The sequence below is a fragment of the Streptomyces sp. NPDC001157 genome, from assembly GCF_053598255.1.
Genome location: NZ_JBSFJW010000035.1, coordinates 1 through 25360, shown reverse-complemented (window position 1 = coordinate 25360; position 25360 = coordinate 1). Strand labels below are relative to the sequence as shown.

Here is a 25360-nt window from a genome sequence, read left to right as displayed (position 1 = left end):
CCGCGCACGAACCCAGAATCCCCCAAGCCGTAGGCACCCGGCGCACCCGGCGGAGCGTCACCGCACCTCGACAAAAGCGTCAGCGTCCCGCTCCGGCCGAGGCCGAGGCTCCTCCGCCGGATGCCCGACCGCCACGGCCCCCATCGGATCCCAGTTCTCGGGCAACCCGAGAACCCCCCGCACGACATCCCGGCAGAACATCGTCGAAGAAACCCATGCGGACCCCAACCGCTCCCCGGCCAGCGCAACCAGGAAGTTCTGCACCCCCGCTCCCGCGGCGACCACGAACATCTCCCGCTCCGCCCCGTCCCGCCGCGCGTCCCCGTACGCGTGCGACCCGTCCATCACCAGACACGGCACCACCAGATACGGCGCTTTCCGCAGCACATCCCCGCGCCGCACCCGCTTGGCGATGGACTCCTCGCTCTTGCCGTCCCGCCGCAGATCGGCGATCCAGGCCTCGCGCATGGCGTCCAGCAGCCCGGTCCGCGCGTCCTGCGACTCCAGCAGCACGAAACGCCAAGGCGTCGTGTGATGCGGCGCCGGCGCGGTCACGGCCGCGGCGACCGCCCGCCGTACGGCACCGGGGTCGACAGGCTCGTCGGTGAAGGCCCGCACGGTACGCCGCTGGGTCACCGCCGTCCGTATCGCCTCGGACGTCCCCAGCCGGAACATGTCGTCGCGCCCGCCGCGCACCATGGCCCGCGCCCCCTCTCCGTCGTCCGGGGCCACCACGTGCGGCAGTCCGCGCACGACGGCGACGGGCAGCCCGGCGGCCTTGCCCTTGACCAGATCACCGGCGGCGGCCAGCTCGTCGGCCGTCGCCACCACCGTCGCGCTGAGCGGATTGCCGTACGCGTCCGTGCCCCCGCGCAGATCGTCGAGCACGTGCACCCCGGCGGCGCCGATGGCGACATCCGTGAGCCCCGAGCGCCAGGGCCGCCCGAAGGTGTCGGTGACGACGACCCCGACGTTGACGCCGAGGGCGTCCCGCAGCCCCTCCCGGATCGCCCGGGCGGACGCGTCAGGATCCTCGGGCAGCAGCAGCACCGTGCCGGAAGGGGTGTTGGAGGCATCAACACCTGCCGCGGCCATCACCAGCCCCTGCCGGTTCTCGACGATCCGCAGGGCCCCGCGCCGCGCAACCACTCGCACGGTCTCGGCATCGATCGCGGCCTCCCGGTCGGTCGCCTCGACGACCCGCCCCTCCGCCTTGGACACGATCTTCGAGGTGACGAGCAGCACGTCCCCGTCGACCAGCCCGGGCTCGGCGGCAGCGATCAACTTGGCGACGTCGTCCCCCGGCACGACCTCAGGAAGCCCGCCCACGGCCCAGACCCGATACCCGGCGCTCACGGCACCCGCACCTCCTCCGCCAGTGCCAGTGCCTCGCGTGCCATCCGGGCGGTCGCCTCGATGTCGGTCATCATCAGCGGTACGGCCCGGCACCGGATCCCGGCGGCCTCGACCCGGTCCACGACGCCCGCGTCCACGGTGTCGACGAGCCAGCCGTCGAGCAGACCCGAGCCGTAGTGCTCGGCCACCGCCGCGGCCGTCGACTCCACGCCGACCGCCGCGAGCACCTTGTCGGCCATGCCCCGCACGGGTGCGTCCCCGACGATGGGGGAGAGGCCGACGACGGGCACCCCGGCCTCGGCGATCGCCTCACGGATGCCGGGCACGGCGAGGATAGTGCCGACGGAGACCACCGGGTTCGAGGGCGGGAACAGCACCACGTCCGCCTCCGCGATCGCCTCCAGCACACCCGGCGCCGGCTTCGCCTGTTCCGCCCCGACGGGCACGACCGCCTCGGCCGGCACCGAGGCCCGCAGCCGCACCCAGTACTCCTGGAAGTGCACCGCCCTGCGCTCACCGTCGACCTCGACGGCCACATGCGTCTCGACCCGGTCGTCCGTCATGGGAATCAGCCGCACGCCCGGCTTCCACCGGTCGCACAACGCCTCCGTCACCGCGCTCAGCGGATACCCGGCGCCGATCATCTGCGTCCGCACGATGTGCGTGGCGAAGTCCCGGTCGCCGAGCCCGAACCACTCCGGCCCCACGCCGTACGCCGCGAGCTCCTCCTTGAGGTGGAAGGTCTCGTCGGCCCGCCCCCAGCCCTGCTCCTCGTTGATACCGCCGCCGAGCGTGTACATCACCGTGTCGAGGTCCGGGCAGACCTTCAGTCCGAAGAGGTGGATGTCGTCCCCGGTGTTGCCGATGACGGTGATGTCCGCGTCCGGCACGGCCTTCTTCAGACCACGCAGGAACCGGGCACCGCCGATGCCGCCTGCCAGAACCACAATGCGCATGGGCCAAGTCTTACAGGCGGGTACGACAACGCGTCAGGCGGTTACGGCGTCCACCCCGTCGTACGCCACGGGCGCCGCCGTGCAGGCCGTGTGCATCGGCATCTCCGTCAGGCCCGGGTAGTAGACGTGCAGGCTGACCGCCGGCTCCAGCGCGTCGTTGACCACCTCGTGCACATAGCCCGGAGCGAACACCCGCTGTGCGCCCGCGCCCAACGCGCGCGTGCCCCGCTCGGTGCGCTCGGTCAGCGTGCCCTCCAGGACGGTCAGCACACCGGAGGAGCGGCCGTGGTCGTGCAGCCCGCTGCCCTGGCCGGGCACCCAGGACAGCAGCCACACCTCGTAGCCCGGCCCGGTGCGCAGCCGGTGGTACCAGCGTGTCGTCGCGTCGTACTCGACGAGGTGCTCCCACTGGGAGCGGTCGGCGGCGATGGACCTGGCCAGGCCCACGAACTCGGCAACGGTGGCCGGGTGCTCGCGAGGCGGCTGCAGCAGGTGCTGGACTTCGAGGATGTCGCCGGCGATCTGGAGGTCGTTGTCGCTGTTCATAAGGGGTGTGCGGTTCCTCAGTGAAAGAAGGTCAGAGGGAACGGGAGCCCCGTCACGGACGACAGGGCCACAGCCGGAGCAGGTATGGCTCAACAGCTGGAACAGCAACAACAGCTACAGCGAGCGCGGGCAGCACCGTGGGACCCGGCGGTGCGGGTCGAGGTGAGCGCCAAGTTCGCGAGCATGCCCACAAGGACAGCGGTTCACTCCTTCACTGTCAACTCGACGCCCGGTATGTGGGACATGGTTCACCTCATCCGGTTCATGTCGGAGGTGAAAGGTTTGTGCATGCGCCGCCCGGGACACATGGCGCTCAAACCCTCGTTGCGGTCCTGTGATCCGACTGTGATCCGGTTTGCTTCGAGGTGCGCGTGGAACGAGATCGGATCTGCGGGCGTCCTTCCCCGTACAGGCTCTGCGCGGGGGCGAAGGCCCTTCCGGGCCTCGTCTGCATGTCAAGGTTTATGCCGATTTGAACACTTTCCGCATGGCCTTGGTTCCGCAGAGTGAATAAGGGGCTCAATAGCAGATCTCGGCTTGACTCGCCCGGAGCAGCACACTTGTAATTTCACTCGTGTCGTTCAGCCGGAATCGGTAACGGCTACATCACGGGGACGCGAAAGACAGACGAGGGGCGCACATGACCGAGCTGGTGCAGCAACTGCTGGTCGACGACGCGGACGAGGAACTCGGCTGGCAGGAGCGCGCGCTGTGCGCCCAGACCGACCCCGAGTCCTTCTTCCCCGAGAAGGGCGGCTCCACCCGTGAGGCCAAGAAGGTCTGCCTGGCCTGTGAAGTCCGCTCCGAGTGCCTCGAATACGCCCTTGCCAACGACGAGCGCTTCGGGATCTGGGGCGGACTGTCCGAGCGTGAACGGCGCCGCCTGAAGAAGGCCGCAATCTGACTGGGCGGCCGACACCCTCACACAACCGAAACACAATCGAACGGCCCGTCGCAGGTGGGGTTATCCACAGGCGGCGGGCCGCCGTGATGTCCAGCCGATAGTGTGGTCGCTCGTCCGAGACGCCTCGCTGCCCCCACGGGGCACAGACGTCCACCGCAGTCCATCGAACCGGGGCCCGTACCTCGATGTCCGTGCACAGCCACACGGCAGCCCACCAAGACCTCGCTGCCACACCAGAGTTTCCGCGTCACGTGGTGACGGCGGTCGTCGTCTCCCACGACGGCGCCCGCTGGCTGCCCGACGCGCTCGCCGGGCTGCTCGGCCAGGAGCGCCCCGTTCAGTACGCCGTGGCCGCCGACACCGGCAGTGCGGACGACTCCGCCCAGCTGGTCACCGAGGCACTCGGCGCCGACCGCGTCCTGCACCTCGCCCGGCGCACCGGCTTCGGCCAGGCCGTCGAGGAGGCGGAACGCAGCGCGCCCGTCCTGACCCCGGACGAGCTGCCCTATCTGAAGCGGCCCAGCGGCTGGGACCCGGTCACCCGCTCCTGGCGCGACGACGCGTACGACATGCCGGAACTCCCGCACGGCGAGCCGGTCCAGTGGCTGTGGCTGCTGCACGACGACTGCGCCCCCGAACCAGATGCCCTGGCCCAGCTGCTGCGCGTCGTGGAGAACGAACTCGAGCTCGGCCGAGACGACGTGGCCGTCGTGGGCCCCAAGCTCCGCGGCTGGTACGACCGCCGCCAGCTCCTGGAGGTCGGCGTCACCATCGCCAACTCCGGCCGCCGCTGGACCGGCCTGGACCGCCGCGAGCAGGACCAGGGACAGCACGACCACGTCCGGACGGTGCTGTCCGTCTCCTCCGCCGGCATGCTGATCCGACGCGACGTCTTCGAACAGCTCGGCGGCTTCGACAACCGACTGCCGCTGATGCGTGACGACGTCGACCTGTGCTGGCGGGCCACCGCCGCCGGCCACCGTGTCCTCGTCGCCCCCGAGGCGGTCGTACGACACGCCGAGGCCGCCTCCCGCGAGCGCCGCACCGTCGACTGCTCGGGCCGCACCGTCGCCTCCCCGCACAAGGTCGACAAGGCCGGCGCCGTCTACACCCTCCTGGTGAACACGCGTACGGCCGCGCTGCCCTGGGTGCTGGTGCGCCTCGTGCTCGGCACGCTGCTGCGGACCGTCGCCTACCTCGTCGGCAAGGTCCCGGGGCAGGCGGTCGACGAGATCCGCGGTCTGCTGGGCACGCTGCTGCGCCCCGAGCGGATCATCGCCGGACGACGCAGGCGCGGCGCGCCGCAGATCGACAAGGGCGAGCTGCGCGCCCTGTTCCCGCCGCCCGGCGCGACCATACGGGCCACCGTCGAGCAGGCCGCGGGCGACCTCGTCGGCCGCTCCGACCCCGAGGTGACCTCCGGCGCCGGACGGCACGGCGGCGCGGTCGAGTCCGGGCCCGGCGGCGACGATGCCGACTTCCTGGAGATCGAGCAGTTCGCCCGCCTCAAGCGCATCGGCCGCAAGCCCGGCCCGATGCTCTTCCTGGTGCTGCTGTTCGTCTCCCTGGTCGCCTGCCGCGCACTGCTCGGCGGCGGCGCGCTCGCGGGCGGCGCCCTGCTGCCCGCCCCTGCCCACTCCAGCGAGCTCTGGTCGCGCTACCTCGACTCCTGGCACGCGGTGGGCGCCGGCGGCACCCCGTCCGCGCCGCCGTACCTCGCGATCATCGCGCTGCTCGCCTCCGTGCTGTTCGGCTCGACCGGGCTCGCGGTCACGGTCCTGCTCGTGTGCTCGGTGCCGCTGGCCGGCGTCACCGCGTACTTCGCCTCCCGCCCGCTCGTCGAGTCCCGTCTGCTGCGCGCGTGGGCCGCCGTCGTCTACGCCTTCCTGCCGGCCGCCACGGGCGCGCTCGCGGGCGGCCGCGTCGGCACCGCCGTACTGGCCGTGCTGCTGCCGCTCATCGCGCGCGCGGGCATCGCCGCCAGCGGCCTCGCGAACAACTCGGGCACGCCCGGCAGTTGGCGCGCCACCTGGGCGTACACACTGCTGCTGACGATCACCACGGCGTTCACGCCGATCGTGTGGCCCGTCGCGCTGGTCCTCGGCCTCGCGCCGGTGGCCGTGCGGCGCACCGACATCACCGCCCACGGCCTGCGCTTCCTGGCCCAGCTCGGCACGCCCCTGTTGGTCCTCGCACCCTGGTCGCTGTCGCTGCTCCCGTTCGGCTTCTTCAAGGAGGCCGGCCTCGACTACGGCCCCTCGGCCGCCTCCGCCCTCGACCTGCTCGGCATGAGCCCCGGCGGCCCGGGCACGGTCAGCGGGCTGATGCTCATCGGCATCGTCCTGGCCGCGCTGGCCGCCCTGCTGCGCTCGGAGCGCCAGTTCGGAATCTGGACGGCCTGGGCGGTCGCCCTGGTGGGCCTCGTCTTCGCGGTCCTGTCCAACGGCTCGACCTGGGCCGGCCCGGCAACCCTCGTCTACGGCCTCGCCCTCCTGACCGCCGCCGTCCTCGGCGCCGACGGTGCACGCGCACGCGTGGCCGAGCAGAGTTTCGGCTGGCGCCAGCCCGTGGCCGCACTCATAGCCTTCGCCGCGCTCGCGGGCCCGCTGGTCATCGCCTTCGGCTGGATGATCCGCGGCGCCGACGGACCGGTCGAGCGGCAGGACCCCGTGCAGGTCCCCGCGTTCGTCGCCGAGGAGAGCGGCACCCGCGACCAGGCACGCACGCTCGTGCTCGACAGCGACTCCACGGCCCGCGTCGGCTACACGCTGGTGCGCGGCTCCGGCGCCCGTCTCGGTGACGCCGAGATCGCCGCGGCCGACGGCGAGAACGCCAGGCTGGACAAGGTCGTCGCCAACCTCGTCGCCGGCTCCGGCGCCGACCAGGCCGACCAGCTCGGCAAGTTCGCCGTCCGCTATGTCCTCGTCCGCAAGGGCGGCGCGCCCCGCGAGGTCACCCGCGTCCTGGACGCCACGCCCGGCCTCTCCCGCCTGAGCCAGCAGGGCGGCAGCGCCCTGTGGCGGGTCGACCAGGAGGTCGCGCGGGCCGCCATCGTCCCCGCCTCCGGCTCCGGCACGGCGCAGCCCGTCGCCGCCGGACCCGTCGAGATCCACACGACGGTCCCGTCCGGCTCCGGCAGCCGCGTACTGCGCCTCGCCGACACCGCCGCCGAGGGCTGGACGGCCACCCTGGACGGCAGGCCGCTCACCCGCACCACGGTCGACGGCTGGGCCCAGGGCTTCCAACTCCCCGCCTCCGGCGGCAAGTTGGACGTCACCTACGAGGACCCGATCACCCACACCGCCTGGCTCTGGGCGCAGGGCTTCCTGGCCGTCGTCCTCGTCGTCCTGGCCCTGCCCGGCCGGCGCCGCGACGTCGACGACGACCTCCCCGAGGAGCCGGCCGTACCCGCCGAGGCCGTCGCCGGCGAGGGCCGCCGCGCCCGCCGCCTGCGCGCCCAGGCGGAGGCCGAGACCGAAGAAGCGGCCCAGAGCGAGGAGTTCCCGTCTCCTCCTCCGGAGGAGACACCGGTGGCGGTCCCGCACCAGCAGTCCTACGGCGAGTGGGATGCCGCGGGCTACCAGGGCACCGACTACGGCACCTACGGCAACGAGCAGTACCAGGGCACCCAGCAGTACCCGGCGGGCACCTACGACCAGACGTACCAGGCGGACCCGTACCAGGGCGGCCAGTACGACCCGTACGCGTACGGCGGCCAGAACCAGGGCTCGTACGACCAGACCGCGTACGACCCGTCGTACCAGCAGGGCTACGACCCGACGTACGACCCGTCGCAGCCGCACCCGCACGCCCCTGAGCGCCCCGACGGGAGTCAGCAGTGAACCGCACCACCCTCTCCCTGATCGCCGGCACGGCCGCGCTCGCCGCCGTCACGGGCTTCGCCTCGCTCACCGCGCCGGGCGCCTCCCCCGCGGACACCGCCAAGGCGGCCGCCGAACTCCCCGTGGAACGCACCACGTTGCTGTGCCCGCAGCCCAGCACCTCGGACCTCGCCGACACGTCGTACACGTCCTTCACGCCCGTCACGAAGGGCACGGGAAGCGACGGCACGGCCCAACTCCAGTCCGCCACCGAGCAGTCGGCCGACGGAACGGGCGGCAGCGGCAAGACGGACGGCAAGACGGACGGAAAGAAGAGCGGCAAGAAGAAGGCCGGCAAGCCGAAGACCGACAAGCCGGTCCTCACGCCCAAGGAGCCCGGCAAGCCCGTCACGGGCGACACCGCGGGTTCCGACACACCCGCGCTCGTCGGCACCGCCGAGGGCAGGTTCGCGCCCGGCTGGGCGGTGCAGGAGACCACCGAGGTCGCCGCGGGCACCGGACGCGGCCTCCAGGGCGTCAACTGCACCGCGCCGGACACCGAGTTCTGGTTCCCGGGCGCCAGCACGGACGCCGCCCGCACCGACTACGTCCACCTCACCAACCCGGACGACTCCGCCGCCGTCGTCGACATCGAGCTCTACGGCAAGGACGGCGCCCTCAAGTCGACCGTGGGGGAGGGCATCACGGTCGCACCGCACTCCAGCGACCCGGTCCTGCTGTCCACGCTCACCGACGAGAAGCAGACCGACCTCACCGTGCACGTGAACGTCCGCAGCGGACGCGTGGGTGCCGCCGTGCAAGCCCTCGACGACAAGGTCGGCGGCGACTGGCTGGCCGCGTCCACGGACCCGGCGGGCAGCCTCGTCGTGCCCGGCATCCCCAAGGACGCCACGTCCGTGCGCCTGATCGCCTTCACGCCCGGCGACGCGGACGCCGACCTGAAGCTGCGGCTCGCCTCCCCGTCCGGACAGATCACGCCCGCCGGGAACGAGACACTGCACGTGAAGGCGGGGATGACCACCGGGGTCGACCTCGGCCCCGTCACGCGCGGCGAGGCGGGCTCCCTGGTCCTCACGCCCACCGACAAGTCCGTGCCGGTGGTCGCCGCGCTGCGCGTCGTACGGGGCAAGGGCGGCAAGCAGGAGACGGCGTTCATCCCGGCCACCAGCCCGGTGGGCACGCGCGCGACGTCCGCCGACAACAGCGGAAAGGGCACCACGCTGTCCCTGGCCGCCCCCACCCGCACCGCCCAGGTGAAGGTCACCGCGTCCGCCGGCAGCGAAGGCGGCACCGCTGTCTCGAAGACGTACACGATCAAGGCCGGCACCACCCAGGACATCGACGCCCCGGTCCCGAGCGGCCTCCAGGGCACCTACGCCCTGACGGTGGAGCCCCTGTCGGGCGGCCCGGTGTACGCGGCGCGGACGCTGTCTGCGACGGAGGAGGGAGTCCCGGGCTTCACGGTCCAGACACTGCCGGACGACCGAGGGACGGTGGCGGTACCGGAGGCGGACCAGGACTTGTCGGTACTGCAGAAGTAGCTGTTGCTGGTGAGCGCCGGCCGCGGTTTGATCCTTTCAGCCCGTCCGGCGTTTGAGGACGAGGCCGTTCAGGCCGAAAGGGGGGCTGGGGGCGCCAGCCCCCAGCACGGCCACACCACCGCCGGGTGTACAAAACCGCCGCTCAGTCCTCCCCGTACCGCGGATCCACCGTCTCCGGAGTGAGCCCCAGCAGCTCGGCCACCTGCTCGACAACCACCTCGTGCACCAGAGCCGCCCGCTCGTCCCGCCCCTTCGTGCGGATCTCCACCGGCCGCCGATAGACGACCACCCGTGCAGGCCGCCCCTCCCGGGCGGGAATCGTGCCCCCCAGCGGCACCGCCTCGTCGCTCCAGGCCTCGGCCGGGCCGTCCAGACGCGGCACCTCGAGGACGAGGAAATCGATCTCGGCGAGCTGCGGCCACCGCCGTTCCAGCCGCTCCACGGAGTCCTGCACCAGATCCGCGAACGCCTCGGCACGGCTCGCGGCGAGCGGCACCTGGGGCGGCGCGATCGGGCCGCGCATGCCCCGGCCGTGGCGATCACGACGGCGGGGCCCGGGGCGGGCGGCACGGGGCGGTACGGGCTTGTCCATCACTGGTGAAGCGTAGTCCCCGCCGAGACCGCACACCGTGCCCCACTCGGCCGCCCGGAGTACCTCGGACCCCGCTGGACGGCATGTCGCAGGATGACCATTCCAGCCAAGGTTGGGCTCGTTTCCGTATCTCTACGAGACCGACGATCTTGGGGCAATTGACGGTGTTTGTACGGTGTGTTGATCGGGCGAAGAGGAGCGGAACGCCGTGTGAATGCGCGTACGCGCAGGTCAGCCGGGTGTTCCAAAGGAGGTGTGTGGGGTGTTTCACAGTACGACACGGTGGAGTGACCTGGGGGAGAGTCGTCGCGGCCCGCTCAAGAGTGCGGTACCGTCCAACGTCGTGAGCCCTGTACGTCGCTGTTCGCGCACCGCTTGCGGCCGTCCCGCCGTCGCGACGCTGACGTACGTCTACGCCGACTCGACCGCGGTCCTCGGCCCGCTCGCCACCTACGCCGAACCCCACTGCTACGACCTGTGCGCCGAGCACTCCGAGCGCCTCACCGCCCCGCGCGGCTGGGAGGTCGTCCGGCTGCTCGACGGCTCCGCTCCGGCCCGCCCCAGTGGCGACGACCTGGAAGCGCTTGCCAACGCGGTGCGCGAGGCGGCCCGCCCCCAGGAGCGGGCGGCAGGCGCCGGTGGTGGCGGGGCGCGCACGGCGGACCCGATGGAGGTCGCGCGGCGCGGACATCTGCGGGTACTGCGGTCTCCGGACAACTGAGCACTGCTTCCCGTCCCCCGTTCAGCCCAGTGGTGCACACTCGTTGACGTGGCCTTGGCGTGGACACGACCATCCCGTGACCCGACCGGCGGGAAATCGCTTTCTGCATGCCGGAATCCGGGGAGGCGCTGGTGTACGTCCAGCCGGGGAAGCGCACCTGGCGGGCCTGACAGGGCTTCTCGCGGCCGTTCTGGTCGCCTGGCTCGCCTACCGCATGCCGCTCGACCAGAGGCTCTCCAGCGCCGCCCAGGGAGCCGTCTTCGACCTCTTCCCCATCCTGTGGATCGTGGTCAACGCCCTGTGGGTGTACCGGATGACCGTCCGCACCCGGCACTTCGACGTCCTGCGCCGCTCCTTCGGGCGGCTGTCGGACGACCCGCGCGTCCAGGCGCTCTGTCGCGTTCTGCTTCGGCGCGCTCCTGGAGGCCCTCGCCGGATTCGGTGCGCCGGTCGCGATCTGCTCAGTGATGCTCGTCGCCCTCGGCTTCGATCCCGTTCGCGCCGCGGTCGTCGCGCTCGTCGCCAACACGGCGCCCGTCGCCTTCGGGGCGATGGGCACACCGGTCGTGACGCTCGCGCAGGTGACGGGGCTGCCGCTGGACTCCGTGGCCTCCGTGGTGGGGCGTCAAACGCCGCTGCCGGCCCTGGTGGTGCCGCTCGTCCTGGTCCGGCTGGTGGACGACCGCGCGGCCTGCGCGCGGCCGGGGTGCCCGCCCTGGTGTGCGGAGTCGCCTTCGCTGTCGCCCAGTTCGCCGCCTCCAACTACGTCTCCGCACAACTCGCCGACATCGGCGCCTCCTTGGCGGGCGCGGGCGCCCTGGTCGCCGTACCGCACGCGCGCGTGCCCGCCATGGCGTCGGTACGCGCGCGTGCGTGCTGACCGGCGCGCGCAGCGAGGAACTGGACGAGGAGGACCCGCGGCGCGAGGTCCTGCGCGCGTACGCCCCGTAGGCACTGATCGTCGCGATCTTCTCGGTCGCGCAGATCCCGGCGGTCAAGAACGGGCCGGCCCGGGGGACCCGGACGTACGACCGGCCGTTCCTCGATGTCGCCGGGCCGGACGGGAAGCCGGTCGGCGGCAATGTCTTCACCTGGCCGATCGTGTCGACGGGCGGCACGCTCGTGCTGCTCGCCGGCATCCGCACGGTGGTCGTACTCGGCGTGCACGCATGCGTGGCGGTCAAGGAATGGCTCGCGACCGTGCACGAGCTGAGGTTCGCGATCCTGACCGTGACGTCCGTGCTGGCACTCGCGTACGTCATGAACCTCTCCGGGCAGGCCGGCACGATCGGCCACTTCGTGGCGGCGGCGGGAGCCGGACTGGCCTTCCTGTCACCCGTCCTGGGCTGGTTCGGGGTGGCGGTCTCCGGCTCGGACACCTCGGCCGACGCACTCTTCGGAGCCCTGCAGGTGACCGCGGCCCGCGAGGGGGATCTGCTGCGCAAGGTGCTGCCCTGACCCGTCCCGGCTCTTCCCGGTTTCTCACCCGGCTCTGACCTGAGGGTTACGGCTGGGAGTCCACTCGGAGTCCGCACGGCGCACGGCCAACCGGTACGGGTAGTTTGAGGCGACCGATAGGACTTCAGGAGGGTTGGCCGTGGCTGCTGATCTGTCGCAGATCGTGAAGGCGTACGACGTACGCGGGGTCGTCCCGGACCAGTGGGACGAGCCGCTGGCCGAGCTCTTCGGGGCCGCCTTCGTCCAGGTGACCGGGGCGGACGCGATCGTGATCGGCCACGACATGCGGCCGTCGTCGCCGGGCCTGTCGCGTGCGTTCGCGCGCGGGGCGGCCGCACAGGGCGTCGACGTGACCGAGATCGGTCTGTGCTCGACCGACCAGCTGTACTACGCCTCGGGCGCCCTGAACCTGCCGGGCGCGATGTTCACGGCCTCGCACAACCCGGCGCAGTACAACGGCATCAAGCTGTGCCGGGCGGGCGCGGCGCCGGTGGGCCAGGACACGGGCCTGTCCCGGATCCGCGAACTGGCCGAGCAGTGGAGCGAGTCGGGTGCCCCCGAGCCGGTCGCCGAGCCGGGAACCATCACCTCGCGCGACACGTTGTCGGACTACGCGGCCCATCTCCGCTCCCTCGTCGACCTGACCAACATCCGCCCCCTGAAGGTCGTCGTCGACGCGGGCAACGGCATGGGCGGCCACACCGTCCCCACGGTCTTCGAGGGCCTGCCCCTGACCCTCGTACCCATGTACTTCGAACTCGACGGCACGTTCCCGAACCACGAGGCGAACCCGCTGGACCCGGCGAACCTCGTCGACCTGCAGCAGCGTGTGCGCGAGGAGTCCGCCGACCTGGGCATCGCCTTCGACGGCGACGCGGACCGCTGCTTCGTCGTCGACGAGCACGGCGACCCGGTCTCGCCGTCCGCCATCACGGCCCTGGTGGCCGCGCGCGAGCTGGCAAGGAACGGCGGCAAGGGCGTGATCATCCACAACCTGATCACGTCCTGGTCGGTCCCCGAGGTGGTTCGCGAACACGGCGGCACGCCGGCCCGCACCCGAGTCGGCCACTCCTTCATCAAGGCCGAAATGGCGAAGTCGGGCGCGATCTTCGGCGGCGAGCACTCGGCCCACTACTACTTCAAGGACTTCTGGAACGCCGACACGGGCATGCTGGCCGCCCTCCACGTCCTCGCGGCCCTCGGCGGCCAGGAGGCCCCGCTCTCCACCCTGACCGCCGAGTACGACCGCTACGTGGGCTCCGGCGAGATCAACTCCACGGTCGCCGACCAGGCCGACCGCCTGGCGGCCATCAAGGCGGCGTACGGCGCCCGCGAGGACATCGCCCTCGACGAACTCGACGGCCTGACGGTCACCTCCACCGACTGGTGGTTCAACGTCCGCCCCTCCAACACGGAACCCCTGCTCCGCCTGAACGCGGAGGCCAGGGACGAGGCCACGATGACAAAGATCCGGGACGAGGCCCTGGCCATCATCCGAGCCTGACGCATTCCAGACCGCCGGGCGGCGCTGGTCTCCCAGCCCGTACGGCGTTCACGTTTCGGCCGGGCAGGCGCTTTCAGCCGTACGGCGTTCAAGTTTTGGCCGGGCAGGCGCTTTCAGCCCGTCCGGCGTTTGAGGACGAGGCCGTTCAGGCCGATCGGGGTCCAGGGGGCGGAGCCCCCTGGCGGGGCCGCAGGGGCAGCGCCCCTGGGACGGGACGGGTAGGGGCGGCGGGGGCGACAGCATCCCTCAGCGGCCCAGCAGCAGGGGCTCCCACAGCCCCCCGACCCGACCCCGTTCCAACCCCGGCACCCCGCCCCCCACGGCGGTACGCTGACCAGGCACATCCGCACACGCACACACGCGCACCTCCCCCGAAGGGACACACCCATGCCGCTCGAAGCCGGCCTCCTGGAGATCCTCGCCTGCCCGGCCTGCCACGCCCCGCTCAAGGAGCAGGAAACCAAGGGGCAGGAAACCGGCGACCAGGAAACCGAGCTGATCTGCACGGGCAAGGACTGCGGCCTGGCCTACCCCATCCGCGACGGCATCCCCGTCCTGCTCGTCGACGAGGCCCGCCGCCCCGCGTAAGGCCGAGCCCCGCCACCCGCGCGAGAGGGCACTCGCACAAGCCACCCGCGCGAGAAGGCACTCGCACAAGCCACAAACGCAAAAGGGCACCCGCGCAACAAGCCCCCGCCGCGCGTACGACCCCGGCGCGCACACAAAGACCCCCGGCGCTCGGAGGCTGCCGCCCATGCTCGACGAATCGCTGCTCGACACTCCCGAGGCCCTCTCGGAGGCCGACCGCCGCGGCCTGCTCCGCGGCGCCGCCGAGGCAGGCGCCCGCGTCCGCACAGCCGCCCGGCACGCCGCAGAGGCCGGTGTGAACGACCTCAAGCCCGACGGCCGCCCCCGCGCGGTCCTCATCGCGGGCCCCGGCGCCGCAGCGATCTGCGCCGCCGACCTCCTCGGCACGCTCGCCGGCCCCGGCAGCCCCGTCATCCGGCTCGCCCCCACCGGCGTGGCCCCCGCCGCCGGCGCCCTGCGCTGGGAGCTCCCGGGCTGGGCCGGGAGCGTCGACCTGCTCCTGATCACCACCCCCGACGGCACCGAACCGGGCCTGTCCCTGCTCGCCGACGCGGCCTACCGCCGCGGCTGCACGGTCGTCGCAGTCGCCCCAGCCCGCACCCCGCTCACCGAGGCGGTGGAAGGCGCCCACGGCCTCTTCGTACCGCTGGCGACGGCCCCGTACGAGCAGGACGAACAGGAGCTCGCCGCCTCCGCCCCCGGCGTCCTGTGGGCGCTGCTCACGCCCCTCCTCGCCCTCCTCGACCGCACCGGACTGGTCACCGCCCCGCCGGAGGCCGTCGAGAAGATCGCCGACCGTCTCGACCACATCGCCGAACGCTGCGGTCCCGCCATCGCGACCTACAGCAACCCCGCCAAGACGCTCGCCGCCGAACTCGCCGACGCGCTGCCCGTCGTATGGACCGAGGGGGTCTCGGCGGGCCCCGCGGGACGGCGTTTCGCGGCCGCCCTCGCCGAACTCTCCGGCCGTCCTGCGCTCGTCGCCGAACTCCCGGAGGCACTCGCCGCGCACAGCGCTCTGCTGGCCGGTCCGCTCGCCGCCAGCGCCGACCCGGACGACTTCTTCCGCGACCGCGTAGAGGAAGCACCTGCCCTGCACGCGCGCGTGGTGCTGCTCCGCGACCGCCCGATCGAAGGCCTCACCGCCGCCCCCGCCGCTCGTGACCTGGCCCTCAGTCACGACACGCCGATCAGCGAACTGGAGCCGGAGCCCGGCGACGAACTGGAGACCCTCGCCGAGCTGATCGCCATCACGGATTTCGCCGCCGTTTACCTGGCGCTCGCTTCCGGGGCCTGACGTTGACCCGCGCAACCCGCGCCTACTGACCAGCGCCCGCCGAGCGCGGCGTACGTACGGAGACGAAGACACAGCATGGACCGCCTCGACAACACCATCCGCCCCTACGCCTGGGGTTCGACCACCGCGATCCCGCACCTGCTCGGTGTCGAACCGAGCGGTGAACCGCAGGCGGAGATGTGGATGGGCGCCCACCCCGGCGCCCCCTCGCGCACCGGACGCGGCACGCTCGTCGAGGTCGTCGAGGCGGACCCGGAGAAGGAACTCGGCCCGGCCGCCGTCGCCAAGTTCGGCCCCCACCTGCCCTTCCTCCTCAAGATCCTCGCCGCCGGCGCCCCGCTCTCCCTCCAGGTGCACCCCAACCTGGCGCAGGCGAAGGAGGGTTACGAGGACGAGGAGCGCCGGAACATCCCCGTCGACGCACCGCACCGCAACTACAAGGACGCCAACCACAAGCCCGAACTGATCTGCGCGCTCACCGAGTTCGACGGCCTGTGCGGCTTCCGCGACCCGCTCCGGGCGGCCGACCTCCTCGACGGCCTCGGGGTCGACTCCCTCAAGCCGTACGTCGACCTGCTGCACGCCCACCCCGAGGACGCCGCCCTGCGCGAGGTCCTCACGGCGATCCTCACCGCCGACCCCGAGGAGATGCACCACACGGTCGCCGAGGCCGCGGCCGCCTGCACCCGCCTCGGCGGCGACTACGCGCCCTACGCGGACATCGCCCACCACTACCCGGGCGACCCGGGCGTCATCGCCGCGATGCTTCTCAACTACGTACGACTGCAGCCCGGCGAGGCCCTGTTCCTCGGCGCGGGCATCCCGCACGCGTACCTGAACGGCCTCGGCGTCGAGATCATGGCCAACTCGGACAACGTCCTGCGCTGCGGCCTGACTCCCAAGCACGTCGACGTCCCCGAACTCCTGCGCATCGTCCGCTTCGAGGCCAGTGACCCCGGCGTGCTGCGCCCCGAGGCGTCCCCGGACGGCGAGGAGGTCTACGAGACCCCCATCGACGAGTTCCGGCTGTCGCGCTACGTCCTCCCCGAGGGCGGCTCCACCCACGACCTCACCCGCGCCACCCCGCAGATCCTGCTCTGCACGGCAGGTTCCGTTCATGCGGGCGAGCACGAACTGCGCCCCGGCCAGTCGGTCTTCGTCCCGGCGGGCGAGAAGGCGGACGTGTCCGGAGCCGGTACGGTCTTCCGGGCCACGGTGGTCGTGTGATTCCAGGTCGGTGTGATCGTATGACCGGGGTTGTGGATACCTGACGCGCCGTCGTCGGGCAGGGCTGCAAGAATGGCCCACCGGCAAAGGACGGGCAAAGCCACGACGAGGCGGTGCCCCGGACGGCGTACGTACGAAGGCGAAGGGACAACGCGGACACATGAGCGCGTCAGGCGGCACCAGGGCGATCGTGGCGGCACTCGGCGCCAACCTCGCGATCGCGGTATCCAAGTTCGTGGCGTTCGCGTTCAGCGGTTCCTCGTCGATGCTCGCCGAGGGCGTCCACTCGCTCGCCGACTCGGGCAACCAGTTCCTGCTGCTGATCGGCGGCAAGAAGTCCCAGCGCGAGGCCACCCCGCAGCACCCCTTCGGCTACGGCCGCGAGCGGTACATCTACGCCTTCCTCGTCTCCATCGTCCTCTTCTCGGTCGGCGGCATGTTCGCCATCTACGAGGGCTACGAGAAGATCCGCCACCCGCACGAACTGGAACACTGGTACTGGCCGGTGGGCGTCCTCGTCTTCGCGATCATCGCCGAGGGCTTCTCCTTCAAGACGGCCATCAAGGAGTCGAACGAACTGCGCGGCACGCTGTCCTGGTCGCAGTTCATCCGCCGCGCCAAGGCACCCGAGCTGCCCGTCGTCCTCCTGGAGGACTTCGGCGCCCTGATCGGTCTGGTCCTGGCACTCGGCGGTGTCGGCCTCGCCCTCCTCACCGGCGACGGTGTCTGGGACGGCATCGGCACGGTCTGCATCGGCATCCTGCTCGTCCTGATCGCCCTCGTCCTCGCCGCCGAGACCAAGTCCCTCCTCCTCGGTGAGGCCGCCGGGGTCGAGGAGGTCAGGCAGATCGAGGCGGCCATCGTCGACGGCGACACGGTCACCGGCATCATCCACATGCGCACGCTCCACCTCGGCCCCGAGGAGCTGCTCATCGCCGCCAAGATCGCCGTCCAGCACGACGACACGGCCGCCGAGGTCGCCTCCGCGATCAACGCCGCCGAGGCCCGCATCCGCGCCGCCGTCCCCATCGCCCGCGTCATCTACCTCGAGCCGGACATCTACAGCGAGGCCGAGGCCGCCAAGGGCCCCGACCGCGAGGCCACGCCCGGAGGACCGACGCCGCACCCCGCCGGTCACTGACACCCCTTCGCCGTACGACCAAGGGGCCCGCCGAACGCCCGGTGGGCCCCGCCGTCATACCTGCACGGCCCAGGGCGGGGGCGGGGGTACGACGAGACGCTTCCGTACGACCACCGCAGCGATCCCCAGCCCGAGCCCGCTGAGCACCACCAGGCCACACCAGCGCGGCCGCCCCTAGCGCGGCCGCCCCTAGCGCGGCTGGCCCGATGTGCAGCCGCCCGCTGTGAACCGGCTGTGCGGGCCCGCGCCCGACGGACGCGGGCCCTGAGCCGCCTACCGGATCTCGCTCAGCACCCCGAGGACCGCCCGGTCGTCCTCTGCCGCCGTCAGCCGCTCCCGGAACCCGGCGTCCATCAACTTCCGCGACAGCAACGCCAGAATCCGCAGATGCTCATCGCCCGCGGCCGCCTCCGGCACGGCGATCATGAACACCAGCCGCGCCTTCGTACCGTCCATGGAGCCCCACTCGACGCCCCCGTCGGAGCGGGCGAACGCGACCACCGGCGCCGTCACCGCGTCCGTCTTGGCATGCGGGATCGCGATCTCCTCGCCGAGCCCGGTGGTGCCCTGCTCCTCACGCCGCAGGGCCGTCCGCACGAGCTCCTCCGCGTCCGCCACCGCGCCGCTGCGGGCCAGCAGGTCCGCCATCTCCCGGATGGCGGCCTCCTTCTCCTGCGCATCGAGCCTGACCTTGACGGTCCGCTCGGTGAGGTAGCCGGAGAGGACGTCGGCACCGGCACCGGCGTCGGCGGAACCGGCAGGGTCGGCCTCGGACGAGGAGCCCGCACCCTCCGAACCGGAAGCGGACGGCGCGGATCCATGCTCGGCCCGCGGCGCTACGACGCCAGGCTCGCCCGAACCCGACGACACACCGGCGCCGACCGGAACCAGCGCGGGCTCGGCATCCGCCACCTCCACACCGGCCACCAACGCACCGCTCCGCCTGCGCTCAGCGATGTCCACCAGCGTCACCGTGGTCAGCGCCGTGACGACTGTGCCGATCACCACCGCCACGAAGAACATCGGTACGCCGGTCACCGCGCCCAGCACGGCCACGATCGGGCCGCCGTGCGGAACCGCATCCTTCACTCCCGCGATCCCGGCGACCGCACCGGCCACCGCGCCGCCGAGCATGTTGGCCGGAATGACCTGCGCGGGCCGCACCGCCGCGAACGGGATCGCACCCTCGGAGATACCGAAACACCCCATGAACAGGGACGCGAGACCGGTCTCCCGCTCCTGCTCGGTGTAGAGCCGCTTCCGTATCAGCGTCGCCAGCCCCTGCCCCAACGGCATGACCGGGATCGCGGCCGCGCACATCCCCATGACCGTCTGGTTGCCGGTCGCGATGAGCCCGGCCCCGAACAGGAACGCCGTCTTGTTCACCGGCCCACCCATGTCGAACGCGATCATGAGCCCCAGAACCGCGCCGAGCAGAACCGCACTCGTGCCCGTCATTCCGCTGAGCCAGCTGGTCAGGTGCTCGAACACCCACGAGATCGGCTTCCCGATGACGTAGATGAAGAACATCCCGAGCACCGTCGTCGCCACAATCGGGATCACGATGATCGGCATGATCGGCTGCACGAACTTCGGGACCCTGACCTTCTTGATCCACAGCACCAGATACCCGGCGAGAAACCCGGTCACGATCGCCCCGATGAACCCGGCGCCCGCCTTGGAGTCGTACAACGACCCGGTGTTGGCGATCCAGCCACCGATCATGCCCGGCACGAGCGCGGGCCGATCACCGATGGCATACGCGATGTACCCGGACAGAATCGGCACCATGAGCGTGAAGCCGATGACTCCGATGTTGTTCACGTCCATCCAGAAGGAACCCTTCGGGATGACCAGACCACCGGCGGGGTCCGTGTGCCCACCGAGCGAGAGCGAGACGGCGATCAGCAACCCGCCGACCACCACGAACGGGATCATGTAACTGACGCCGTTCATCAGCGCCTTGTACGTGACGCTCCGCTCCCTGCCACGGGCGGCGGTCGAGGATGCCGCCTCGCTCCCGGCCTGGTGCACCGGCGCCGATCGGACCTGCTCGATCAGCCGCTCAGGGTGGTGAATACCCTCGGCCACCCCGACCTTGAGAACCCGCTTGCCGGCGAAACGGCTCAGATCCACATCCTTGTCCGCGGCGACGATGATGCCGTCCGCGGTTCTGACATCGTTGTCGCCGAGGACGTTTTCAGCCCCGATGGACCCCTGCGTCTCCACCTTCATGTCGATGCCGCGGCTCTCGGCAGCCTGCGCGATCTTCTCCGCGGCCATATACGTATGTGCGATGCCGGTCGGGCACGCGGTCACCGCGAGCAGCTTCAGCCGCCTCTGCTCGCCGTTGCCGCCGCCCGTGGGGGGAGGGCCGGCCGGATTGGTCACATCGATCTCCTAACGCCTTTGTTGCGCGAAGCGCCGTCCCGAACGCCCCGCAAGATCGATCAGTGGTTCCCGATCTCCTGGCATCCTGCAACATCCGCCGCCCTGCTCAAACGTGCGAAAGTCCCTGTTCGACCTGGTCTGCTGCCTCCTGTTCTCCCGTTCGTAGGTGTCCTGTTATCGCCCTTTGAGCCTCGCAGCCGGCACCTGTGGCACGTCCTGCTTGGCGTGATGTGTGCGAAGGCGGACTGGGGCCGCCGGGGCAGCCGGTGTAGCTTGGAACCGAGCCAGACGTCGCTGCTGATGGCGGTCGGGCGGTCCCAGCGCGGACCGACCGAGGGAGAGAGGGCCTCCGACGGACTGCGCTGCGCGTACGCGGGCATGCCTGTGTCCTCTTCTCGGGCACCCCTGTGTCCGCCGCCGCGCAGACCAGCCGTACCCACCTCGTCCCAACCCCGAGGAGCAGCTCGCAATGACGACTGTCGACAACCGACAGGACTTCAAGGTCGCCGACCTCTCCCTGGCCGACTTCGGCCGTAAGGAGATCACCCTCGCCGAGCACGAGATGCCCGGCCTGATGGCGATCCGCAAGGAGTACGCCGAGACCCAGCCGCTGGCCGGCGCCCGTGTCACCGGCTCCCTGCACATGACCGTGCAGACCGCCGTGCTGATCGAGACCCTGGTCGCCCTGGGCGCGCAGGTCCGCTGGGCCTCCTGCAACATCTTCTCCACCCAGGACCACGCGGCCGCCGCCATCGCCGTCGGTCCGAACGGCACGCCCGAGAACCCGCAGGGCGTCCCGGTCTTCGCCTGGAAGGGCGAGACTCTGGAGGAGTACTGGTGGTGCACGGAGCAGGCGCTGACCTGGCCGGACAGCCCCACCGGCGGCCCCAACATGATCCTCGACGACGGCGGTGACGCCACCCTCCTCGTCCACAAGGGCGTCGAGTACGAGAAGGACGGCAAGGTCCCCTCCGTCGACACCGCCGAGTCCGACGAGCACCGCGTCATCCTCGAACTCCTGCACCGCACCATCACCAACGGCTCGCAGAAGTGGACCCAGCTCGCCTCGGAGATCCGCGGCGTGACCGAGGAGACCACCACCGGCGTCCACCGCCTGTACGAGATGCAGCGCGACGGCCTCCTCCTGTTCCCGGCGATCAACGTGAACGACGCCGTCACCAAGTCGAAGTTCGACAACAAGTACGGCTGCCGCCACTCCCTGATCGACGGCATCAACCGCGCCACCGACGTTCTCATCGGCGGTAAGACCGCGGTCGTCTGCGGCTACGGCGACGTGGGCAAGGGCTGCGCGGAGTCCCTGCGCGGACAGGGCGCCCGCGTCATCGTCACCGAGATCGACCCGATCTGCGCCCTCCAGGCGGCGATGGACGGCTACCAGGTCACGACCCTCGACGAGGTCGTCGACAAGGCCGACATCTTCGTCACCACGACCGGCAACAAGGACATCATCATGGCCTCGGACATGGCCAAGATGAAGCACCAGGCGATCGTCGGCAACATCGGTCACTTCGACAACGAGATCGACATGGCCGGCCTCGCCAAGATCCCGGGCATCGTCAAGGACGAGGTCAAGCCGCAGGTCCACACATGGACCTTCCCCGACGGCAAGGTGATCATCGTCCTGTCCGAGGGCCGTCTGCTGAACCTGGGCAACGCGACCGGTCACCCGTCCTTCGTGATGTCCAACTCGTTCGCGGACCAGACGCTGGCCCAGATCGAGCTGTTCACCAAGCAGTCCGAGTACCCGATCGGCGTCTACACGCTGCCCAAGCACCTCGACGAGAAGGTCGCCCGCCTCCACCTGGACGCGCTCGGCGTGAAGCTGACCAGGCTCCGCCCCGAGCAGGCCTCGTACATCGGCGTGAAGGTCGAGGGCCCGTACAAGTCGGACCACTACCGCTACTGAGCGGTTCGGCGCCGCTGCGGTGAGCGCGTCGGTGCGCTGACACGCTCACCAGCAGCAGTTCCTCCGAGGCAGGCCCCCGCACCCCCGTGCCGGGGGCCTGCCTCTTTGGCTCTGTGGCCCGTCGCCCGGACCAGCCCGTCAAGACCCAGGACCCTCATGCCCCGCGGCCGTTATTCGCTCCACGATCCGCACGATCACACCCCTCTCGCAGACGAGCACTTCCACTGCGCCCCCGGCCCCTCCGGCTGGCGCTACGTCTCCCAACTCACCACCCCAACGGGAGATCACCGGGGCTCCGTCGACCTCGCCCTCGACGAGCTGGGCCGCCCCATCCGCCTCGAGCTGCATGCCGCGGGTTGGCAGGTCCGCGGTGCCGCCCTCGACGGCGTCACCTGGGTCCGGACGGACCCCACCGGAGCTCATGCCACCGAAGGCAACGTCCGCGCCCACGCCTTCACCGGCACATCCCCCGCGTTCCTCATCGCCACCAGCCGTCTCCTGCACCTCACCCCCTCCGCCACAGCAACCCGCGTACGCCTCCTCGCCTTCACCGACCCCGTCCTCGCCCCGCGCACCGTGGACCAGTCCTGGGCCTTGGTGAACAGAGAAACACACGCCACTGACAACGCCCCCCTGACCGTGGACGAGTACCAGGTCACTGCCCTGGACACGGGTGAGCAGCACGCCGTACACATCGCCGGCGACGTGGTGCTCGCTGCGCCCGGCATCGAGCTCGAAGACCTCGAATCGCCGCCGTCGACATTCACCTGAGCAAGACGTCCGCCGAAGCGGCGCATGGGAAACACGCGGACGCAGCTGCCTGGTCCGGAGGGCTCGTACGGCGGCGGTGAAGGGGCCTACGCCGGCGGCACGAAACCGGTGGACCCGGTGGACCCGGTGGTTCCGCTCGCGCCGCCGACTGGCCGGTCGCTCGACGGCTCATCCTGCTGTGCGGTCTGTGGGGTCTGCACCGACTCGCGTGCGGGAGCTTCCTGCGTCGGAGCCTCAGCCTGCCGTGCGACCGCAGCCGTCTGCCCCACATAGGCAGCTGGCGGAGTCATCATCGGAGGGATTCCGGCGGGCGGTGCGTAGGAGCCGGGCGCACCAGCCGGACGCACTGCACCCGCAGGCTGTCCACCCGCGGGCGGATTCCCGACCGCAGATCCACTCGCGAATGCCCGTCGTGCCTCCCGCGCCTGACGCTCCTGCATCACAGCCGCCAGATACGCCGCCGGCGGAACCCCCTGGGGCACCGGCGTACCCGTACGCGCCGAGAGGTCCGAGGCGAGCCGCTCCGCCATCGCCGAGCCGACCTGCGGATCCAGCTGCTGCATCCGCGACAGGTACTGACGGACGGCGAGCCACAGCCCGTCGGGAACCGCAGACAGATCAAGCCCCGAGAACCTCCCGGCCAGCCAGGGCGGCGGCGGAGGAAGGAAGCCCGTCCGCACCACAGGCACCCTTTCCCGAACGACGAGAGTCCCGGCGAACACATCGCCGAGCCGCCGCCCCCGAGCCGACACAAGGGATGCGATGCAGGCGACGACCCCGAACGTCATCAGGATCTCGACCACACCGATCCCACCCCGAACCAGCGCATGCCGGAACCGGATCGGCCCCCCGTCGTCCCGCACCACCCGCAGCCCGCACGCCAACTTTCCGAGCGACCGCCCATGGCTGAGCGTCTCGACCGCGATCGGCCCGCCCACCAGCACCAGAACGGAGGTCGCAATCGACACCGCGATCTGCGCCGCGTCATCCAGTGAAGCTGTGGCAGCGACCAGAGCGATGGTCAGGACGACGTAGACGACGATGGCCACGGCCAGGTCGAGCAACACTGCAAGCGCCCTGCTGGGCAGCCTCGCGGGCCGCAACTCCAGCGCTACCGCCTCGCCGGTCACAAGCTCACTCACGCCCGTAGTCCTTCCCCTGGCCTGCCCCGTGAACGGTCAGTCTGCCAAGCTGAGGGCGCATCGCGCCGCAGTACGAAAAGCTGACCCCACGACGAGCCACCGACGAACAGCCGAGGAGCAGGCAAACCGATGGACCTCGACGTCTTCGTCACTGCCCACCGAGCCGAATGGGACCGCCTCGACGCCCTTCTCAGGCGTCAACGCCGTCTCAACGGCACCGAGGCCGACGAACTCGTCGCGCTCTACCAGCGCACGGCCACCCACCTGTCACTGATCCAGTCCAGCGCCCCGGACCCCCAGCTGACTGGACGCCTCAGCCAGCTCGTCGCACGCGCGCGTAGCGCAGTCACAGGCACCCGACGCGCCTCCTGGCGGGACGTCACCCGCTTCCTGACCCAGGGATTCCCTGCCGCGGTCTACAGATCGCGCCGTTGGTGGGTCCCCACGGCGCTGCTGTCCACCGTGGTCGCCGTCCTCCTGGGCTGGTGGATAGGCACCCACCCCGAGGTGCAGGCCACGATTGCGGCCCCCAACGAGCTGCGTGAACTCACCCGCCCAGGGGGACAGTACGAGACGTACTACTCGAGCCACCCCGCGGCCTCCTTCGCAGCCCAGGTCTGGACGAACAACGCCTGGGCCGCCGCTCAGTGCCTGATCCTGGGCGTCTTCCTCGGCCTGCCCGTCCTGTGGATCCTCTTCCAGAACATGCTCAACCTCGGGGTCGGCTTCGGTCTGATGTCCTCGGCCGGCCGACTCGACACCTTCCTCGGCCTGGTCCTCCCACACGGCCTGCTCGAACTGACCGCGGTCTTCGTAGCCGCCGGAACCGGCCTCCGCCTCGGCTGGACCCTCATAGATCCGGGCCCCCGCGCCCGACGCACAGCCCTCGCCGAGGAGGGTCGTGCCGCCGTGGGCATGGCGATCGGTCTCGCGCTCGTCCTCTTCGTCTCAGGCGCCATCGAAGGCTTCGTAACCCCCTCCGGCCTGCCCACGTGGGCTCGAATAGGCATCGGGGTCGCTGTAGAGCTCGCCTTCCTCGCGTACGTCTTCGTCCTGGGCGGCCGAGCGGCCCGAGCCGGAGAAACGGGCGACGTCGAGACAGCGGAGCGCAGCGCCACGGTGCCGACGGCCGCCTGATGTGCAGGCGCGCCTCCTGACCTGTTAGTCTCTCCTTCGCCCCACAGGAGCCGTTGACACGGACCTAGAGGGGAGGTAGATTCGAACAGTTGCCTGGAACTGGATCTAGTCCGGTCGGCAGCAGTGAGCATCTGTCTGCTTCTCGGAAACATCGATTTCGAAGAAGCCACTCCCGATGAATCGGAAATGAGCGGCCGGTCAGTCCGGCTCGAAACTTCTGATAAAGTCGGAACCGCCGGAAAGGGAAACGCGAAAGCGGGAACCTGGAAAGCGCCGAGGAAATCGGATCGGGAAACGGTCTGATAGAGTCGGAAACGCA

General features: G+C 70.9%; 18 protein-coding genes and 1 pseudogene. 13 read left to right on the top strand and 6 right to left on the bottom strand.

All coding sequences use genetic code 11. The features are described 5' to 3' along the window. Positions 1 to 57: 57 nt before the first annotated feature. The 3 genes from ACWDAG_RS38650 to ACWDAG_RS38640 are packed head-to-tail and all read right to left on the bottom strand — an operon-like array spanning position 58 to position 2858. On the bottom strand, positions 58 to 1356 hold the full coding sequence (locus tag ACWDAG_RS38650) for a coenzyme F420-0:L-glutamate ligase (RefSeq protein WP_450700230.1): 1299 nt from the start codon (positions 1354 to 1356) through the stop codon (positions 58 to 60). Next, complete coding sequence (cofD, locus tag ACWDAG_RS38645; RefSeq protein ID WP_450700229.1) at positions 1353 to 2312, bottom strand: 2-phospho-L-lactate transferase; 960 nt, start codon at positions 2310 to 2312, stop codon at positions 1353 to 1355. Before cofD ends, ACWDAG_RS38650 begins: the two co-directional genes overlap by 4 nt. Positions 2313 to 2345: 33 nt before the next feature. Then, positions 2346 to 2858, bottom strand: coding sequence for a cysteine dioxygenase (locus ACWDAG_RS38640; RefSeq protein ID WP_450700228.1), 513 nt, complete (start codon positions 2856 to 2858; stop codon positions 2346 to 2348). Positions 2859 to 3498: 640 nt separating this feature from the next. Between ACWDAG_RS38640 and ACWDAG_RS38635 the strand changes: the two genes are divergently transcribed. The 3 genes from ACWDAG_RS38635 (at position 3499) to ACWDAG_RS38625 (ending at position 9145) form a co-directional block, all read left to right on the top strand. Beyond that, positions 3499 to 3762, top strand: coding sequence for a WhiB family transcriptional regulator (locus ACWDAG_RS38635; protein WP_010986447.1), 264 nt, complete (start codon positions 3499 to 3501; stop codon positions 3760 to 3762). Between the two features lie 185 nt (positions 3763 to 3947). After that, the gene (locus tag ACWDAG_RS38630) at positions 3948 to 7604 is read left to right on the top strand and encodes a glycosyltransferase (RefSeq protein WP_450700227.1); all 3657 of its coding nucleotides are present in this window, start codon (positions 3948 to 3950) and stop codon (positions 7602 to 7604) included. Continuing rightward, a complete protein-coding gene (locus ACWDAG_RS38625; RefSeq protein WP_450700226.1) occupies positions 7601 to 9145 on the top strand; it encodes a DUF5719 family protein in 1545 nt (514 codons plus the stop codon). Before ACWDAG_RS38630 ends, ACWDAG_RS38625 begins: the two co-directional genes overlap by 4 nt. Positions 9146 to 9287: 142 nt before the next feature. Here ACWDAG_RS38625 and ACWDAG_RS38620 read toward each other — a convergent pair whose 3' ends face one another. Continuing rightward, positions 9288 to 9737, bottom strand: a complete 450-nt coding sequence (locus ACWDAG_RS38620) for a metallopeptidase family protein (protein ID WP_450700225.1) — start codon at positions 9735 to 9737, stop codon at positions 9288 to 9290. Between the two features lie 343 nt (positions 9738 to 10080). On the opposite strand from ACWDAG_RS38620, the gene ACWDAG_RS38615 reads away from it, so the two are divergent. From ACWDAG_RS38615 to ACWDAG_RS38585, 7 genes and pseudogenes are all read left to right on the top strand, one after another. Then, complete coding sequence (locus ACWDAG_RS38615; protein WP_030941657.1) at positions 10081 to 10458, top strand: DUF3499 domain-containing protein; 378 nt, start codon at positions 10081 to 10083, stop codon at positions 10456 to 10458. A gap of 148 nt (positions 10459 to 10606) precedes the next feature. Beyond that, positions 10607 to 11910 (top strand): annotated as a pseudogene (locus tag ACWDAG_RS38610) (L-lactate permease); the annotation flags it as partial. A 145-nt stretch (positions 11911 to 12055) separates the two neighbouring features. Beyond that, on the top strand, positions 12056 to 13420 hold the full coding sequence (locus ACWDAG_RS38605; RefSeq protein ID WP_450700224.1) for a phosphomannomutase/phosphoglucomutase: 1365 nt from the start codon (positions 12056 to 12058) through the stop codon (positions 13418 to 13420). Positions 13421 to 13807: 387 nt separating this feature from the next. Next, a complete protein-coding gene (locus tag ACWDAG_RS38600) occupies positions 13808 to 14008 on the top strand; it encodes a Trm112 family protein (RefSeq protein ID WP_450700223.1) in 201 nt (66 codons plus the stop codon). Between the two features lie 166 nt (positions 14009 to 14174). After that, positions 14175 to 15305, top strand: coding sequence for an SIS domain-containing protein (locus ACWDAG_RS38595; protein WP_450700222.1), 1131 nt, complete (start codon positions 14175 to 14177; stop codon positions 15303 to 15305). A gap of 75 nt (positions 15306 to 15380) precedes the next feature. Further along, on the top strand, positions 15381 to 16532 hold the full coding sequence (gene manA / locus ACWDAG_RS38590) for a mannose-6-phosphate isomerase, class I (protein ID WP_450700221.1): 1152 nt from the start codon (positions 15381 to 15383) through the stop codon (positions 16530 to 16532). Between the two features lie 160 nt (positions 16533 to 16692). After that, positions 16693 to 17673, top strand: coding sequence for a cation diffusion facilitator family transporter (locus ACWDAG_RS38585; protein WP_450700220.1), 981 nt, complete (start codon positions 16693 to 16695; stop codon positions 17671 to 17673). A gap of 273 nt (positions 17674 to 17946) precedes the next feature. On the opposite strand, the gene ACWDAG_RS38580 is transcribed toward ACWDAG_RS38585, so the two are convergent. Continuing rightward, on the bottom strand, positions 17947 to 20064 hold the full coding sequence (locus tag ACWDAG_RS38580; protein WP_450700219.1) for a fructose-specific PTS transporter subunit EIIC: 2118 nt from the start codon (positions 20062 to 20064) through the stop codon (positions 17947 to 17949). 469 nt (positions 20065 to 20533) lie between these two features. Between ACWDAG_RS38580 and ahcY the strand changes: the two genes are divergently transcribed. Continuing rightward, positions 20534 to 21991 (top strand): adenosylhomocysteinase, encoded by a 1458-nt coding sequence (ahcY, locus tag ACWDAG_RS38575; RefSeq protein ID WP_450700218.1) that lies wholly within the window; start codon positions 20534 to 20536, stop codon positions 21989 to 21991. Positions 21992 to 22147: 156 nt separating this feature from the next. Further along, positions 22148 to 22762 (top strand): hypothetical protein, encoded by a 615-nt coding sequence (locus tag ACWDAG_RS38570; RefSeq protein WP_450700217.1) that lies wholly within the window; start codon positions 22148 to 22150, stop codon positions 22760 to 22762. Between the two features lie 86 nt (positions 22763 to 22848). On the opposite strand, the gene ACWDAG_RS38565 is transcribed toward ACWDAG_RS38570, so the two are convergent. Further along, positions 22849 to 23904, bottom strand: coding sequence for an RDD family protein (locus ACWDAG_RS38565; protein WP_450700216.1), 1056 nt, complete (start codon positions 23902 to 23904; stop codon positions 22849 to 22851). Between the two features lie 129 nt (positions 23905 to 24033). Between ACWDAG_RS38565 and ACWDAG_RS38560 the strand changes: the two genes are divergently transcribed. Then, positions 24034 to 25041: a stage II sporulation protein M gene (locus ACWDAG_RS38560; protein WP_450700215.1), complete on the top strand. Its 1008-nt coding sequence runs from the start codon at positions 24034 to 24036 to the stop codon at positions 25039 to 25041. Positions 25042 to 25360: the final 319 nt, after the last annotated feature.

Bases quoted from the DNA above. Each gene is read 5' to 3' on its own strand.
- cofD (WP_450700229.1), bottom strand. From the start codon at position 2,312: ATGCGCATTGTGGTTCTGGCAGGCGGCATCGGCGGTGCCCGGTTCCTG.
- ACWDAG_RS38640 (WP_450700228.1), bottom strand. From the start codon at position 2,858: ATGAACAGCGACAACGACCTCCAGATCGCCGGCGACATCCTCGAAGTC.
- ACWDAG_RS38635 (WP_010986447.1), top strand. From the start codon at position 3,499: ATGACCGAGCTGGTGCAGCAACTGCTGGTCGACGACGCGGACGAGGAA.
- ACWDAG_RS38630 (WP_450700227.1), top strand. From the start codon at position 3,948: ATGTCCGTGCACAGCCACACGGCAGCCCACCAAGACCTCGCTGCCACA.
- ACWDAG_RS38620 (WP_450700225.1), bottom strand. From the start codon at position 9,737: ATGGACAAGCCCGTACCGCCCCGTGCCGCCCGCCCCGGGCCCCGCCGT.
- ACWDAG_RS38600 (WP_450700223.1), top strand. From the start codon at position 13,808: ATGCCGCTCGAAGCCGGCCTCCTGGAGATCCTCGCCTGCCCGGCCTGC.
- ACWDAG_RS38595 (WP_450700222.1), top strand. From the start codon at position 14,175: ATGCTCGACGAATCGCTGCTCGACACTCCCGAGGCCCTCTCGGAGGCC.
- manA (WP_450700221.1), top strand. From the start codon at position 15,381: ATGGACCGCCTCGACAACACCATCCGCCCCTACGCCTGGGGTTCGACC.
- ACWDAG_RS38585 (WP_450700220.1), top strand. From the start codon at position 16,693: ATGAGCGCGTCAGGCGGCACCAGGGCGATCGTGGCGGCACTCGGCGCC.
- ahcY (WP_450700218.1), top strand. From the start codon at position 20,534: ATGACGACTGTCGACAACCGACAGGACTTCAAGGTCGCCGACCTCTCC.
- ACWDAG_RS38570 (WP_450700217.1), top strand. From the start codon at position 22,148: ATGCCCCGCGGCCGTTATTCGCTCCACGATCCGCACGATCACACCCCT.
- ACWDAG_RS38560 (WP_450700215.1), top strand. From the start codon at position 24,034: ATGGACCTCGACGTCTTCGTCACTGCCCACCGAGCCGAATGGGACCGC.